We start from the raw sequence: 16,546 nt of genomic DNA, 5'->3' as shown, positions 1-16,546 counted from the left end.
ATAAATCTCCCCTTTAGTCTAAATGTTCCTTAGTTTCTTCTAATGTCTTTTCCATAAAATACTTTTCATTTATTACTGGATACCTCTTTTGTATATATACTATTTTATATCCATATTTAGGATAGAATGATTTCCCTTGAAAATTCATAGTAGTCAAAAATGCTTTTTCACATTTATTTTCTATACCTATTTCTTCTGCCTCAAATAATAATTTTTTACCTAAGCCATTTCCACGTTGATCCTCTCTAACCCATAGAAAATCGACTTCTAACCATTTTCCCACAATGGTGCATACAATTCCACCTACCAACTCATTATATTCATCAGTTTCTGAAATAATAAAATTTGGTTCATCTTTTATTTCAAAAAAGTGAGAATTGTAATCTTGTAACTTTCTACGAATTTTCAATATGTCTTCTTCTGATGGAGATAAATTCAATATATGTTTCATTGATTCTCCTCCTTTTTCTTAAAGAATGATATTATATAATTAGACTCTTAATTTATAACTCCCAATATATTCTCTTTAATTACTACACTAAATATTTTCATCTAAAAAGCTAATCCAAGCTTCTCCAGTAAAATTAGAGCACATACCATAAGTTTGAAGTGTTATAATATAATTTTTAAATCTTAGATAGTTTATAGTAATTTTCTTATGCTTCATAATTGTCATAATATCAATGGTTTTTTCAACATCATTAGATTTTATATGACAATAGAGACATTCCCTTATCAAAGGTTCTTCAGTTTTGGATGCTTCCTCCAAATATTCACCCCATTCATGCCACTCTGGTTCAGATAAATCCTTTAAATTTTCAATTGGAGGATACGAACAAAAAGAATAATAAGAACTGCTAAAAGTAAATCCTAATTTTTCGGCTATTGCCCTAGAACCTTTATTGGTATCTACACAAAGCCAATCAATTTTTTCGTATCCCTTAGTAGAACAATCTTTAATGGTTGCAGATGCAACTATTTTCCCGAAACCATTTTTTCTATATCTTTCATCTGTATGGATTCCAATTGCAATTGTCTTTTCAAAGCTACAATCACTCAATGACCAACTCACAATTGTCTTGTCATTACGTATCAAATATCCTGCGCCATATTTTTTGAACTTTTCATCGTCACCCAAACCCTCAGACCACTCCAATACGCTTTCTGAATTTTCAAAGATATTTTGTCTTAATAAAGCTATATCAACTTTTTCTAGTACATATCCTTCTCTCAAGATTGAATTACAGTTCACAAACTCATCAATAGATAATACATAATGTCTTCTTTTGAATTTCCTAATAAAATGATTCCTATGAATATTTGGTATCTTGTCTGCCCAATCACTTGAATCAGGAGTTAATGGATCCCAGAAATCCAATTCTGAAGACACTTCAGAATTAAATACTTCATCGTTAGAACTACCTGCAATCAAATTACACTCACTAGTTTTTATCAATGTTGCAGTTGGATTGTCAGTATTATTTACATATATCTCACCATGATTTTCACCATATATAACAGAAAATACAGATAACTCATCCTCTGATTTAACTAAATGAGCTATTTTCTTAAATTCTTTACTAATTAACTTAATCATTTAATCCCTTCTATTATTATTTTTTATTATTAGTGACTTACTTTTTTCTTTTTTGGCAGTTTTAATTACTTTTTCAATAAACGGATTTTTTCCTATGACATAATTACTTCTATTTCCAGAGAAATCTTTTTCTAAACTTTTCTTAAGATTAGAATATTCAATAATTAATTGCGGATGTTTATTTAGGTAATCTCGAAATAAAATATGGTTATTCCATAATTCTCCATGGACTGGTTCTACATGTATATAGTGTGTACTTAATTCTTCATATTTCTTCTTAAAAAAGTGTCTTCCAGGTATATCTCCATCATATATATATCCAATATTACATAATACAAGAATTAGTTGTTCCCCATATTCTAAAGACTCAACTCCTATCGCTATATCAATTATTGGTTTAGCCAAACATCCTACTATTGATGTACTACCAATATGCTGTATATTTACATCATAATCCTGTAGTTGCTTTTCTAAAACTTCTTTTTCTTTTAAAAATTCATCTTTCCATTTTGGATTATATTCTTCAATTTTTACTGTTCCACTTATTAATCCTAACTTTGTCATTAAAATCATTCCTTTATGCTGTTCATATTTATACCTACTGCTACGGTAACTGATTTACAGCTCTTTACAGAACTTAACAAAATCTTCTGACGGTAATTTTGTTAACGTGCCAATAGAATATCCTTCACTAATTGCTTTTTCAACTATTCTTAAACCTAGGTAATATCCACCCAATATAGGTTTATTCACATTAATATCAGATGCCACAAAAAATCTATTCATTAATTCATAGTCAAGATTGCTAGCAAAATTCTCTACAATCTCTTCTTTAATTTCTTTCTCTTTATCAATTAAAAGTTCCACTTGCTCTTTAATTATAGATAAAGTTTTGCTTATCGTATCACTATTAATAGGTAATTCATTTAATATTATAGGATAAATAACTCCAAGTCCTTCAGTAATAACTCTTTCTAAAAAACTATATAAATTTATATCTTTAATAGCTTGTATCCTAACCATGTGGTTTACTTCATGAGGAACTAAAAAATTCAAATCACAATTATTTAAACACTCTAACCCAAAATAAATAAATGGGTTCTCACTTAGTAACGCTGAACCTACAACATGTCCTAACCCAACCCCTATATATAAATCAAAATCTTTTTTAAAACCTAAGTAATTCACAGACTTATTAACAAGAAATTCTATATCTTTAATTATGCTTCTATCCATATTTTCCAAGTTTTTTAAAATGATATCAAAATCAGTATTATCTACTATACCTTTAAATTTATCAGACTCAATCATATAAAGCCCTTTTACCATTAAATCAAAAATCTCATTATATTTTTCGTAGTATTTTAAAAAGGCTTCCCACTTTCCTATAATACTTATTTCTTCGTGAAACTTTTTAAAATCATTAGTCATATTTATAACTCTCATTAGATCCACCCTTTAAATATCTAGTGTACATTCCCATACACTGACTGATTTTATTCAACTTATACATAAACTACATATAATCTATATAGTTTATAATTTATTTTACTGTGCATAACCTATTAATAACTCTGTTGATAATTCGTCATATATGAAAAAGGTGAACATTAATCTTTCATTGAATACTGCAATATCAGCTAAATTTCAGCTTTCCTGATCATATATCCTTTTTCTGCTAAACTAACAAATCCTAATTTATCGTAAAATGATTCCGCATCATTACCTACAGTAACATTCAGCCTTATAGCAGGAAAGTCTCTGAATAATAAATTCAATGTTCTTTTAATCATCTTTGCTCCTAATCCTCTTTTTTGAAATTCAGGATGTACAACAAAATCAAGTATATATGGTAACCCGTTAACAAAGCCAACTATACATGCACCAATAAATTGATTTGTAATTGTATCAAAAATCAGCGTAGACCATTCATTAGTAACATTCATTGCTTTTATGTGCTTAAAATATACTTGGACACTTGAAAATTGAAAATCATAGGATTGAGATGCAATATATTGAAGTTTATTACTGCTGTATGTATCAAAATAAAGTTTTGTCATAGCTTCAACATGCTCAATTTGGGGAGCTATTATTTTATATTGATCTTCCCAAATCACATTAAATTCATTAGTAGCACATACCATAAGTTTCTCAATTCTATCCAGTTGAAAACCAAAATTTTTATAAGATTCGATTAATCTTAAATCAGCATCTGGAATTACAATCTCTTTAGTTTCATCAGATATTGAATTAACATGTAAAGTTAATACCTCGATTAGTTCCCTTATATTATTAAATGGCGGTATAACAAATATACATTTAAGAATATTGAGTTTGATAACAGCTCCTCCTATTCTTTTACCCTCTTTTTCTACCCAGTAACAGAAATCTACATTTTTATAACGATCAATATCGCTTTGAAAACTTAATGACATCCATTCATTAAAATTACTTTGCCTATAAATAGCATGAAACTTTGCCCACTCTTCTGAGTTTGCCTTATAAATTTTATATTCATCTAAATAATCCAACCTTTTATCCCCCTTAGATTAGTAAATCCATACCTCTTTTCTAAATATTAATTTATTTCTACAAAATAACTTGATATTACAATGAATTACTTCTCTGCTACAAATAAAAGATGATTACTTGTACCTAAGAATTCAAGTTTTTCACAACAATAATAGTGGTAATTAAGCCATAGTCTATAACTCTTGTCATACATATTATTCATATCACTATAGCTCATATTTCATATGACAACTAGTAGAGATATTAAACAATATACTTTTCCATAGCTATCTGTGGTAAAAAGAAATCCTCTCCAAAAGCTTCTCCTGTGAATACCACTACTAAATCTGATTCTGGTACCACAAACATATATTGTCCTCCAAATCCATTAGCATGAAATCCTCCAAAATTATTTCTCCACCATAGATATCCATATCCAGCTCCAAAATTTGTTACTTCATTTAAATTATTAGGTGTATCTATATGCTTAGCAGTTGAAACCTTAGTCCACTTTTCATTAATGATTTCTTTTTCTTTCCATATACCATTCTTTAGATACATATAACCCACTTTAGCCATATCTAGTGGTGCTATTTCTATACTTCCTAATATTCCATTACTTTCTTTTTCCCATAAAATATCTGATATATCTAAGGGATTAAATAATATTCTTTTACTAAAAGAATATACATCCTCTCCAGTAACCTTTTCTAATATAAACTGAAGTATATGAACTACTCCACTACAATAATTAAACTTAGTTCCCGGAATACATTCTAAGGGTCTACTAAAAAAATACTTCACAGGATCATCATTTTCCCACATTTCATCATAGTTTTCATTATCATACCACTTCAATCCTGTGGACATAGTTAAAAGATTTTTTATAGTCATCTTCTCTATATCTCTATTTTCCTTGTTAATCATTATTTCTGGAAAATAGTCTAGTACCTTTTGATTAATATCTTTTATTAAAACTTGTTCAATTGCCTTTCCAATTAGTATGGATGTTATACTCTTAGAGCAAGAGTATATGGGATGTTTATCTTCATTTCTATATTTATTAAAACCTATATTCATCACTAAATTACCGTTTTTTATAATTACTAAACCATGTATAGGTTGGTCTTCTGTTTCAATAAGATTTATAAATTCATTAATCTTACCTTCATCCATTCCCTCTTTTTCTAAGGTTGATAAATTCCAATTATGGTTTTTCATTTCTCCATACCTCTTTTCTAAGTATTAAGTTATTTTTAGCAACCAACTTGATGTTATAATAAATTACTCTAATATTTTAAATCTCTATCCAATATCTTAAAACTTCTTTACCTGACTCTTTTGAAATTATAGTATTCTCTAGCTTTCCACCATTGTGCTCAATTATATTTTTAGAACCAATGTTATCAAAGTTACAGGTTATTAAAACTTTTTTAAATCCCAAAGTTCTTGCCTTTTCCAATATTAATTTTAATATTAACTTTCCATACCCTTTTTTTCTGTATTTAGGTGATATATCATAACCAATATGTCCACCTTCTTCATAGTTTGTTTCATTAAGCTCATATCGTAATCTCACAGTTCCTAAAATATCGTTATTTTCATTTAAAAGCCACCATTCTGATGAAGCTACATGCCCTAGCTGTAGATTGATTCCCTTTGCCCTCTCCTTAAGATAATCTACATATCTTTGAAAATCAAAATTCACCCTAGAATACCTTCTTCTAATCAAATCTTCCTCATTGGCATTATAGGCATTAAGCATTTCAATAAATTTCTCTTCAAGCCAAAGTTCTGGCTGTACTAATCTGATCATCATTTACACCTCCAACCCTAATTAATCTTATGATCACTTCTCTGCTATAAATAAAAGATGATTACTTGCACCTAAGAATTCAGGCTTTTCACAGCAATAGTAATGATAATTAAGCCATTGTTTATAACTTTCCTCATCCATATTGTTTATCTTATCTGCCAAAAGCTCACTTAATCCATCTGCTGCAACCTCTGAAGTAATTTTTAAGTTAGAATCTCTTAATAGATTTCTGCACTGGTCTACTGTATGGAAAACAAAAGGAAAGTCTACAACTTTGAAGGTATCATGATTATAGTTATCTCCCTTTAAAAATTCAGCATCATAGAGCATAGTTTCTGTAGTAATAACCATATCGTTAGATATAAAGGCAAAGAACATCTTGCCATCATCCTTACACACTCTTTTTACTTCTGCTATGCACTTCATCCTATCTTCAATATTGCTTAAATGATATAAGGGACCAAAGCATAATACAATATCATAGTCCTTATCTTTAATCATAGATATATCCATTGCATTACCTTGAAACACTTCAATCGCCATACTAGAATCAACTTTTTCTTTAATTTGCATAACATGTTTTTCAACTAATTCAATGGCTGTTACATCAAATCCTTTTCTTGCAAAATATAAGCTGTATTCTCCCGTTCCAGCTCCTAAATCAAGTATCTTCATACCTGGTCTAAGTTGTTTTTCAATCTGCCTTACTGTTGTCAGAAATTCTACCTGAGTTGCCTTTGTAGCTAATCTACTACTCTCATTAAAAATATTGTAAAGGGCAGAAACCCTCTCATCTTCCCTTTCTATTTCTAAAATATCTTCTATCTTCAAAACTTTTTCTTGCATATCTCCATCTCCTAATCTCAAAAACCGTTTTCTGAAAGAAAACCACCTTTTTATATTTTTTATATTTTTTATATTTTTTATATTTTTTATATAAGGATATTTAGTAGAGGGATTATTTGTCTTGGATTTAAATCTACAAGACCTAAGATATTTTTCGTCTCTTTGTAGATTTATATCTACACTATAAGAGTTTTTGCATATAGCCTTATAAAATCTAATATCTATATTCTCACCTACATCTTCTAATACACCCTGTGAGTTTTTTTCTATACCTTGTAGCTTTTCATCTATACTTTTTAAGACAGTATTCTCCCCATTAAACTTTTCTTTTTCTTGAATTACTGCCTCCACCCCTACTTCGGCACTATCTTCACTCTTTAAATTCATATCTTCTATAAGATCTGCATATCTTTTGCCTATGCCAAAATAGGAGTATGTCCCTCCATCCCTTACAACTTTATGAGTAAGTATTCCTGCGTCTCTTAATTTAAAAAATCTAGCTTGTATTGTACACTTCTTTATATTAAATATAGGAAATTCTCTTATTACGTCATCATAGCAAACCCAATAATAAAGCTTTCCTTCTATCTTCTTAACCTCTAATTTTTTAGACTCCACAAGATCAATAAAATATCTAAGAATAGCAATATCTACTAAGCCCAAGCTAAACTTTAATAAATTTTCTTGTTTAAAACCCATAATTGTATATTTCATAATTTCCACCTCATATTCTTATTTCAATAAAAAATAATTTGACTACTCAAGATCACATTTATTTTTTATATCAGCAAAATATCTTTTACTTCAAATAAGAAATATGCAATTTCAGTGAATATTACCTAGCTTTTCGAAATTTTACCTATACAACATTTTAAAATTTTACCTATACAACATTTTAAAATTTTACCTATACAACATTTTAAAATTTTCTCTAGGAAACTAGTAATAGTTACCTAGAGAGTTTATTAAACTTTTTAATACTGTGAAATATTTAATTTACTACTTAAACAGTTCATTTATCCGATGACTATACGCTTCTAATACTCCCATCGCACTCTNNCTCTGTGAAAGCGATTCGCACCAAATCAGAGATTTTGGCTTTCTGCTTTTCTTCAAAGTGGTGGTAAATAGCGGCTACGACCATGGATAACGATTTTCCCTAAAGGACAACGACTTCTTAGTATCAAAAATACTGATACTAAGAGTTCTGTTAGTAAGCTTCAGTTGGGAGTAAAAACTCCCTCTGAAGCAAAGAACTCTGTTTATAAATGAAATACCATTAACTAATTATACTCATCATTAAGTGGCTCTGTTGCTTTAGAATTTCTTATACAAACGATATATTGAAAAAAATCTAACATACTTGCTTCTATCTCTTCTCCATTAAAAGTATAATACATTGGTGTTTCAGAAAAAGGTGAATTCTCTCCTGTTAATTTATAAATATTCAAATTGCTTTCTAATAAATCATTAGTTTCCTTGATTTGTGGATAAACAACTGCGAACTTATAGGTAGTATATCTACCATTCCCTGATCTATTCATTTGCTCACAATTATCATAGTTATATATTACTGTTAAAATCTTATCTTTAAATATTGAGTCATCAGAATTTAAATAGGCAGCAAACATCATTTTATCTTTTTCTTTACTCTGAAATGTATGGTCAAGCCCCCATTGTCCATAATACTTTCCCTTAGGTAATTCCTTTTGAAGAGTTTGAAAGTTTTCATATATCATTTTATCTCTAGTATTATTCCAATCCACTTGATCTTCCTGATGCTTATATGCCTCTATTTGATTTAATACATTCAAATTTACAAGGTTAAAACCAGTAAAGTTTTCGCCAAGGTACTCTTTATATATATTTGCATTTTTTTCTATATCCTTTTGTAATTCATTTGAACATTGAGCAAAGGTTTCATCAAATTTATCTAAATTATTAAATGTACTTTTAATCTTATCTATTACTGCTTTTATTTCTTTAGGGGCTTCTTTCTCTGGCAAAACATCTACTAAAAACCCATATGCATTAATTGATTGATGTTCTATATCAACACCTACAACTTGAATTCTGCTCTCTTTAGGTAAAGTATTATTATACTCATATAACTTCTTTAAATGATTATAACTATCCTTATTCCATTTAAAGGTTCCTTTTAGCGGCTTATATATATCCTCTAATATTTTTATATCTCCAGTATCTAAATACTTATTTATAAAATAAGCATTACTATAGGAAGTTTCACATAAATAATATTTAAAATCTGTTTTTTCCTTGAAATATTTTAAGAATTTCATGTTTAATTGCTCATTAGCCTTAGTTCCATGAAGTTCTGCAGTAAAAAAGATTTCCTTTCCATCTATATCTGAATCCATAATAGCTAAATCTGCAAATTTACTTTCATCTTCTAAATCTATAGCCCTATAATTATCTTTCAAATACTCTTGCATGATTTTTCTCTTCTCAGGTGATTGTTCTAAGCTTTTACTAGAAAATTGAATTGAATGCTCCTCTTTCTTACATCCAGTTAATAATAGTGCGAGCATCAAGCAAATTAATAATAATCTAAAATTTTTCTTCTTCATTATAATTTTCTTTCTCCCTTTCCTCTTTGATATAAGAAATTGATACTTAGTTCATTTATCTCTTACTGCTTAATGTTAATTTTAAAGTTTCTTATTCTTAAATTCATTAAACCTATCCTTTAATAATTCAAAAATACACTGCATTATTTACTAGAAACAATGCTCAATATACAATTTAATTAGTATATTTCTGAAGCAGCCCTCGGTAATTCCTTGATATGCTTTATAAACGCAAAGCTTCTTTTAGCTTCATCATAATTATATTCATATCCAAATATTTTACCTACTTCAGGTGCAATCTCTTCAAATAATTGGCATGTTGTAATCAACGTATTCCAAGAAGAATCATAATCACTCATATTAAATGTACTCATTAACCTTGTCCATACATCTAAATCTAAATATTCTTTTAAATGTTTATTTGCTTTTCCTATACTTACTTTAAATTCTGTTTGAATACCAACCTGCCAAGATAACATGGTTAATAATTCTTGTCGCACATAACTATTCATTACCTCTATTGTAAAAAGAATTTCTTCTCTCCAAAGTCCTTTTGCACAGTATGGTGCCACCCACCAAAAATCATTACATCGACTAAAATATTGTCCATATGTAGGCCTTTTAACCCAATAATCTTCATCAGAGGGTGCTTGAATCTGTGGTAGACAATTATCTTTATCAAGTAAAGGAACAGTTAATTTATCTCTTCCGTATTCCTTTATTAGCATCTCCATAGGCTGAATATGCAAGTCAATTCTATTTCCGTCTGTAAACTGCATTAAATAAGTGTAACCATTTTTAAAATCAACATCTCTTCCTTGCATTTTATCAAGCTTATCAGGCTCTTGAAAAATAATTGGATCTCCAAAAATACTTATCCAATCCTCATCTCTAATAATAGATTCTGTTTCTGTAACTACATAAACAATGTCATAGTCCTGAAAAATATCTTTTTTCACATTAGGATTTGCCCGAGAACCATTCATATAAACAGCTCTAATTCGGCTATCTCTATTTGCAACACTCAATATTAAATCAAACATTTCCTTTTCAGTTCTCATAAAATTCTCCTCCTCTATTTTCTTACACTATAAAAGTAACACAAAGTAACTTTGAGTATTACTAAAATTCATATCTATAATAATCAACTTGAAAATCAATCTGAAAACCACATTTTTTATATAAATTAAAAGCTGTTGGATTTTCTGAATCCACATCAAGGACTACTTTGTCAGATTTTTTTAGTCCCTCATTCAATGCAAATCCAACCAGCTGTTTTCCAAATCCTTTTCCTCGATATGGCGTTGCAATGGCTACTCCATAAAGAAAAGCGTGTCCCTCTTCATAATTAAAATCAAAAACTCCTACTGGAGCTCCTTCTTTGTATGCTATATATCCCCTTCTATTTTCGGAATAAATTACTGTGTCAATAAAATTACTGCTGTCCTCTAAGTCTGGAAAAGCCTCTCGTGTAATTTTTGCAAATATTTCTTTGTTTTCATTATTAACCTGAAAAAATTTCAAATTAGGATATTCTATCAAAGGTTTAGAAGCACTATAAGACATTCTGTATTCTGACCGCTCTAACTTTACATACTTAAAGCTTTTCAAAACCTCAACACCGCTTATGCTTTTTGGTTCTACAACCAACAAAACTTTATTTATTCCTTTCAATAATAAGGTTTCTTTAGCACACTGAAACAATTTTTTAAAATATCCCCTTCCTCTATACTCTGGATGTGTAACCGCTAATATTTCTCCTTCATAAGAAGTAGGAATAAAAGTAGTTAAAAAAGCAACCAACACATCATTTTCATATCCCATGTAAAAACACTGCACTGTTTTATCAAAGTTAATTTCATTTGATAGAAAAGCATGATTTTCTAAAGCATCTTCGCCAAATGACACTGTTTCTAAATTTAAAATTTCAGTTATCTGATTTTCTGTTAATTTGTTTGTCATTTCAATTCTCATGTTACATATACCTCATCTCTAATATTTTTTAACGCTTATAATCTTTCTTTAATATAGCTAATATAACATCATTCTCAAACTTGTTTTTCACATCACTTCTAGTTATAATCTAATCTCATAACATGTTCACTGCCAAATACTTGTCCAGTAAAGTTAAATCCAAGACTCCTATACAACTCTACAGCATATATACTTTCTTTGTGTACTCCAAGAAAAATCTTATTGTGATAATTATCTTGTTTTATAATTTCTAAAAGTTTTTCTAATGCTGCTCTTCCATATCCCTTTGATTGATATTTTTCATCAATCATCATTCTATAAATCCAATATTCACTATCATCTTCATCAATACAATACATAGCAAATCCCACCATAATGTCATCATCATATACTGCAAGTGGAATACATTCTGGTTGAACTTTTGATTGTGCTATTGAAACTGCATTAGATGTAACAAAATCAATTTGGTCTTTTGCCACAGTAAGTTCAATGCATTCCCAAAAGTTATCTCTTATAACTTCTTTAAGTAATATCAATACTAATTACCCTCCTTTCTATTAAGTAATTTCATATCCTCAAAACTTGTACCATTCATATTTTGTCAATTCCAAATAAGTATCGTCCTCTTTAAGATAATTCGGTCTTTCTTTACTTACAAAGCCTAGCTTTTCATATAATGTCCATGCCTTTCTATTTGCAGACTGTGGTTCAACATAAACACGATTTACTTTTCCCTCTGTAAAAGCTTTATCAATAGCAAAACTCAATGCTCTTGTCCCAATTCCCTTTCCCTGTGCATTGGGAGATAATTTAATATCCATTGATGCTAAGTCATGATTGGCATCAACATCATAGAAAGTTTCTCCACAATACCCTATATCTTCAGCATATATAGAGTAATGACATCTTTGTGGCTTTTTAATTGCTACTTTAAACCATTCCTTCATTTGAGCTAATGTAATACCAAGCCCATCTGGAAAACCCACAAAAAACATAACCTCTCCATTATTCCAAAGGTTCATTATATTTTCTAAATCTCTTTCTGTTGTTTCTCTAATTGTAGTTTCCCCCATATACATAAATCCACCCCATTGTCTCTAATACTATACTTGCATACTTTATATATTTTTCATATAATTTGCTTCTAAGAACTTCTAATTCACTAAAAAAACTCTGTAATATAGCTTATATAAATTCCTCTCTTAATATTGAATAATAACTACAGTCAATTAGATTACCGCTGTTATCTCTATCAATTTTTCTTAGTGTTCCCTCATACTTTAATCCGCATTTCTCCATTACACGACCTGATGCTGTATTACTTACGTCGTAGCGTGCTCCTATACGTTGAAATCCTATTTCATTAAAAGCAAACTCAATTACTTTTGAAAAAGCTTCTGTTACAATACCTTTATTCCAAAAGTTCTTACCTATACAATATCCTACCTCACAGTTTTCGTTGTCATTATCAATAGCTGTTAAACTAATATTTCCAATTACCTGTCCATTTTCTTTTAGAGCAATTGCCCATTGATAATGCTCCTTATTGCTATAATCTTCTATCCACATACCAATTAGTCCCTTACTTGTTTCAATGCTACCATGTACAGACCAGGTAAGATATTTTGTTACTTCTGAATCAGATGCCCAATTATTGTACATATCTATAGCATCATTTTCTTTAAATTTTCTTAATATAAGCCGTTCAGTTTCCATTCGTTTCGTCCCTTTATGATAAAGCATAGCTTTTAATCATCTCCTTTACTTACTTATTAGATCTTTCTTGGCTTATTTCGCAATTATCAAATTAACAAAACTATTCTTAAAATTAATGATAAGTTTTATTTAGAGTGATCCTAATATTTTCTTTACAATATCAATAGAGTTATTTGATGCTGATATACAGTTATTTTCAAATACTTCTACACCACATTCTTCTTCTGTATCTGTTATGGACCTTATTGCTATGAAAGGAATATCATTTGCATAACATACATGAGCAATACTTGCTGTTTCCATATCTACACAAAGTGGATTGTATTTAGAAATTATTTCAGTACGCCCACTATCACTTATAAAGGCTTCTCCAGTAACAATTTTCCCAAAGAATACTTTTTGAGTACATTTATTTTTATTTATAACTGCTCTACATAGCTCAATTGATCTATTATCTGCTTTAAAATATATACTTTTCATCCATGGATGATATTCTGTTAATATACCTTGATCCACATCATGATATGCTACTTCTGTTGAAATAACAGTATCTCCAATTTTTAATATATTGTCTATTCCTCCTGCTACACCAGTTACAATAACATGAGTAACATTAAATTTATCTATTAATATCTGAGTTGCAATGGCCGCATTAACTTTACAGACCCCACAATATAATGCAACAACATCTATGTTTTCATATATACCACTATAGAATGTTAACATTGCTGCAGTTTCTACTTTTTTATTAGAAATCTCTTTAATGAAGGGCATAATCTCATTTTCTGTTGGTCCAATAATTCCAATTTTCAAAATCTCACTCCCCTAATTATTGTTTATACACACTATTTTATAGATTGTAAGGATAGTATTTATAGATAATTACTATATAGTTGGCATGACATTTCCACCACAAACCGGAATGTATGCTCCTGTAATAAAGCTAGCTAAATCAGAAGCCAGAAAAGCTACAACATTTGCTATTTCTTGATCAGTACCCATTCGTTTTAAAGGTACACTTTTTTCATAATCAAAGTTACGTTCAGTGCCATCTCTTATATCTCTATCAATAATTGTCTACCCTGATGCCACCTGATTTACTGTTATTTAATTGCATTAATTATTTTTTCTGCGTCGTCAAGTTCTGCATTTCTAGTAATTACATTTCTACCTTTTAAATTATACTTATGTTATATAGTATCAAACTAAAGAAACTACTTTTTAGGGAAAAGTGAATCATACTCTTTTGCTTTTTCTGGATTTACATCATATAATGGCGATTCATGATATGTTCCTGCAATACCATCCAGGTCACCATAGATAAGTTCCATAGCCATAAATGAAGGATAGTTGTCACCATTACATGTGGTAATGTTAAATTCTTTTGCCTCTTTGAATCCAAACCGCGGGTAATAAGATTGATGCCCGAAAAAAATTACTGTACCGTAACCCAATCGAGCAGCGACTTTGAGTGAATGACGCATGAGAGCGCTACCTATACCTTGTTTTTGAAACTCAGGTAAAACGCTTAAAGGACCAAAATTAAGAACATCGTGACGTGTTCCATCAGGTAAAAGTACATATGCCTTACTGTACATAACGTTTCCTACCAATCGCCCATCAACCTCTGCCACTAAATCAAGTTCTGGTACAAATTCAGGGGCTTTACGTAATGTATTAGCCAGATAGTGCTCATCACATCCAACTCCTATTTTTGTAATACGTTCTGTTCTCCAAAATGCCTCTCGAGTAATAAGTTCAACTTCTCTCCAGTCATCTTCTTTTTCCAGTCTTAAAACTATCTCCAAATTAACACACCCTTTCACTTTCCATACACATAATATAAATAATCGTTACTTCATTCTTTAATACAATTTTTATATTTTCTTTTTGAATTTTTCTTAATATCAATTAAAATCCACTTAATATACTTTTAATCTATATATAAATCCATAAGAATTTCATCATCATAATTACCATCTATGTTAAAGAAGTTTCTATGAACTCCTACTTTTTCAAATCCAATCTTCTCGTAAAGATGTTGAGCCTTTTTATTACTAGCTTTAACACCTAAACTTATTGTTCTTATAGTGTCATGATTCTTAGCAAAGTCTATTAATACTTCCATAACTACAGTGCCAATTCCCATTCCCCAATATTCTTTTTTTACTGAGATGGCAAGCTCACTATTATGAGCTATTCTTTTTCTATTAGAGGAATTAACTTGAGAAACACTAACTATTTGATTATCTATAATACCTAAAATCATAAGAGCATTGTCATTTATGTTCACATTGCTAATATACTCTCTTTCCTGCTCCACAGTAAGTCGAAACTCATTTTTACCGAAAAGAAGATTGTCACTTTCTCCACCAACTATATTTAGATACTCAATCATGGCTTCTGCGTCCTCTTCCTTTGGTCTTCTTAATAATAGTTCCTTACCACTTTTTAGTTTTATTATTTTTAATATGTCATCCTTCATATTTAACCACTACCTTTTATTTAAAATTACATATGTTACTTTCTATATAAAATTATTCTTTTAAAAATTTTAAAACTTCTTTTTCTATAAGGTTAAATTCCATAGCTGCTATATCTTCTATGGTATATCTCTTACTTAAATTAGCTATCAGTTTAGAACCTAAAAAATATCCTACATCACTAATACCTAAGACTTTAAACCAATCACCATAAAAATCTCTAGTTTCTTTTTCTTTGTCTCCTAAAGCCTTAATATATTCTTCCTTAAGCTGCTCCTCTATTTTTTTACATTCGATACTCCGCTGCTCTTCTCTAGAATCAACGCTGCTTTCTCCTAATACTTGTTGAAAATATTGAGCAAAGCCTTCTTCATATATGTTCCAGATTCCTTCATTATACTTACTGTGCTCCACATGCTCTGGCAAGTTTGATTCACCTCTAATTTGAAAGTGTGCTACATGACAAAGTTCATGACATACTAGTGCTTTTATCTTCTCTTCATGTTGCCAACCAAGTTCTGCAATTTTATCTATTCCAAAGAGCATAGCTCTTTTTCCTTCATATTTATCTACCCAGACAGCAGAGTTTAATAACCCACTATAAAGTACTATGTTTATATCTATATCAACATGAAATGTAGCTTTAACCTTTTCATCCATACCTTTTAGAAGCTTTAAGAGATTGCTATAGCCTTCTATCACCTTAGGAAAATCTTCCTTAGTTCTATTAAAAACCTTAGTTAATTCTATTTCTCTCCAACTATATCCTTTAGCCTCATAGTCTTCTTTACACTTTCTCTCCACCTCTGGAAAATTAGAATTGTAATAACTCTCCCACAACTCCATCTTTTCCTTTGGCTCCTTCTCTAGATGCTTTTCTATATAATCTTTATAATTCTTAAAAGTATCTATAATTTTCATCATTGCAACTCACCTAACTTTCTAAAATTTTAATCATCTAAGTTATATTAAGTTGAAAGAGAAGAGGCTTTCGCATAAGTAAGAATCTAAATCT

19 protein-coding genes are annotated in these 16,546 nt (G+C 29.7%); all 19 read right to left on the bottom strand.

What is annotated here, in order from left to right; genetic code table 11:
* Nucleotides 1-13: 13 nt before the first annotated feature.
* Nucleotides 14-451 (bottom strand): GNAT family N-acetyltransferase, encoded by a 438-nt coding sequence (locus B3W71_RS14215; RefSeq protein WP_346889593.1) that lies wholly within the window; start codon nucleotides 449-451, stop codon nucleotides 14-16.
* An 87-nt stretch (nucleotides 452-538) separates the two neighbouring features.
* Nucleotides 539-1,597: a GNAT family N-acetyltransferase gene (locus B3W71_RS14210; protein WP_346889592.1), complete on the bottom strand. Its 1,059-nt coding sequence runs from the start codon at nucleotides 1,595-1,597 to the stop codon at nucleotides 539-541.
* Complete coding sequence (locus tag B3W71_RS14205; protein ID WP_346889591.1) at nucleotides 1,598-2,161, bottom strand: GrpB family protein; 564 nt, start codon at nucleotides 2,159-2,161, stop codon at nucleotides 1,598-1,600. It lies immediately after the preceding gene.
* A gap of 54 nt (nucleotides 2,162-2,215) precedes the next feature.
* Nucleotides 2,216-3,043: a DUF2268 domain-containing putative Zn-dependent protease gene (locus tag B3W71_RS14200; protein ID WP_346889590.1), complete on the bottom strand. Its 828-nt coding sequence runs from the start codon at nucleotides 3,041-3,043 to the stop codon at nucleotides 2,216-2,218.
* Nucleotides 3,044-3,237: 194 nt separating this feature from the next.
* Entirely contained in the window at nucleotides 3,238-4,128 is an 891-nt protein-coding gene (locus tag B3W71_RS14195) for a GNAT family N-acetyltransferase (protein ID WP_346889589.1), read from the bottom strand.
* Between the two features lie 244 nt (nucleotides 4,129-4,372).
* Nucleotides 4,373-5,329: a serine hydrolase gene (locus B3W71_RS14190; RefSeq protein WP_346889588.1), complete on the bottom strand. Its 957-nt coding sequence runs from the start codon at nucleotides 5,327-5,329 to the stop codon at nucleotides 4,373-4,375.
* A 76-nt stretch (nucleotides 5,330-5,405) separates the two neighbouring features.
* Nucleotides 5,406-5,927: a GNAT family N-acetyltransferase gene (locus tag B3W71_RS14185; RefSeq protein WP_346889587.1), complete on the bottom strand. Its 522-nt coding sequence runs from the start codon at nucleotides 5,925-5,927 to the stop codon at nucleotides 5,406-5,408.
* A gap of 30 nt (nucleotides 5,928-5,957) precedes the next feature.
* Nucleotides 5,958-7,484 (bottom strand): class I SAM-dependent methyltransferase, encoded by a 1,527-nt coding sequence (locus tag B3W71_RS14180; protein WP_346889586.1) that lies wholly within the window; start codon nucleotides 7,482-7,484, stop codon nucleotides 5,958-5,960.
* A gap of 569 nt (nucleotides 7,485-8,053) precedes the next feature.
* Nucleotides 8,054-9,358 (bottom strand): erythromycin esterase family protein, encoded by a 1,305-nt coding sequence (locus B3W71_RS14175; RefSeq protein ID WP_346889585.1) that lies wholly within the window; start codon nucleotides 9,356-9,358, stop codon nucleotides 8,054-8,056.
* Between the two features lie 179 nt (nucleotides 9,359-9,537).
* Nucleotides 9,538-10,419, bottom strand: coding sequence for an aminoglycoside 6-adenylyltransferase (locus B3W71_RS14170; RefSeq protein WP_346889584.1), 882 nt, complete (start codon nucleotides 10,417-10,419; stop codon nucleotides 9,538-9,540).
* A 61-nt stretch (nucleotides 10,420-10,480) separates the two neighbouring features.
* Complete coding sequence (locus B3W71_RS14165) at nucleotides 10,481-11,332, bottom strand: GNAT family N-acetyltransferase (protein ID WP_346889583.1); 852 nt, start codon at nucleotides 11,330-11,332, stop codon at nucleotides 10,481-10,483.
* 98 nt (nucleotides 11,333-11,430) lie between these two features.
* Entirely contained in the window at nucleotides 11,431-11,868 is a 438-nt protein-coding gene (locus tag B3W71_RS14160; RefSeq protein ID WP_346889582.1) for a GNAT family N-acetyltransferase, read from the bottom strand.
* Between the two features lie 39 nt (nucleotides 11,869-11,907).
* The gene (locus B3W71_RS14155) at nucleotides 11,908-12,405 is read right to left on the bottom strand and encodes a GNAT family protein (RefSeq protein WP_346889581.1); all 498 of its coding nucleotides are present in this window, start codon (nucleotides 12,403-12,405) and stop codon (nucleotides 11,908-11,910) included.
* 112 nt (nucleotides 12,406-12,517) lie between these two features.
* Complete coding sequence (locus B3W71_RS14150; protein ID WP_346889580.1) at nucleotides 12,518-13,048, bottom strand: GNAT family N-acetyltransferase; 531 nt, start codon at nucleotides 13,046-13,048, stop codon at nucleotides 12,518-12,520.
* Nucleotides 13,049-13,177: 129 nt separating this feature from the next.
* Nucleotides 13,178-13,861, bottom strand: a complete 684-nt coding sequence (locus B3W71_RS14145; RefSeq protein WP_346889579.1) for a 5'-methylthioadenosine/adenosylhomocysteine nucleosidase — start codon at nucleotides 13,859-13,861, stop codon at nucleotides 13,178-13,180.
* A 72-nt stretch (nucleotides 13,862-13,933) separates the two neighbouring features.
* The gene (locus B3W71_RS14140) at nucleotides 13,934-14,107 is read right to left on the bottom strand and encodes an SDR family oxidoreductase (RefSeq protein ID WP_346889737.1); all 174 of its coding nucleotides are present in this window, start codon (nucleotides 14,105-14,107) and stop codon (nucleotides 13,934-13,936) included.
* Between the two features lie 155 nt (nucleotides 14,108-14,262).
* A complete protein-coding gene (locus B3W71_RS14135) occupies nucleotides 14,263-14,856 on the bottom strand; it encodes an N-acetyltransferase (RefSeq protein ID WP_346889578.1) in 594 nt (197 codons plus the stop codon).
* Nucleotides 14,857-14,981: 125 nt separating this feature from the next.
* Complete coding sequence (locus B3W71_RS14130) at nucleotides 14,982-15,533, bottom strand: GNAT family protein (protein ID WP_346889577.1); 552 nt, start codon at nucleotides 15,531-15,533, stop codon at nucleotides 14,982-14,984.
* 52 nt (nucleotides 15,534-15,585) lie between these two features.
* Nucleotides 15,586-16,455: a hypothetical protein gene (locus B3W71_RS14125; protein ID WP_346889576.1), complete on the bottom strand. Its 870-nt coding sequence runs from the start codon at nucleotides 16,453-16,455 to the stop codon at nucleotides 15,586-15,588.
* Nucleotides 16,456-16,546: the final 91 nt, after the last annotated feature.

The organism is Clostridium sp. UBA1056 (assembly GCA_002316385.1).
Taxonomy (GTDB): domain Bacteria; phylum Bacillota; class Clostridia; order Clostridiales; family Clostridiaceae; genus Clostridium_J.
This window is presented reverse-complemented; position numbering and strand designations above follow the sequence as displayed.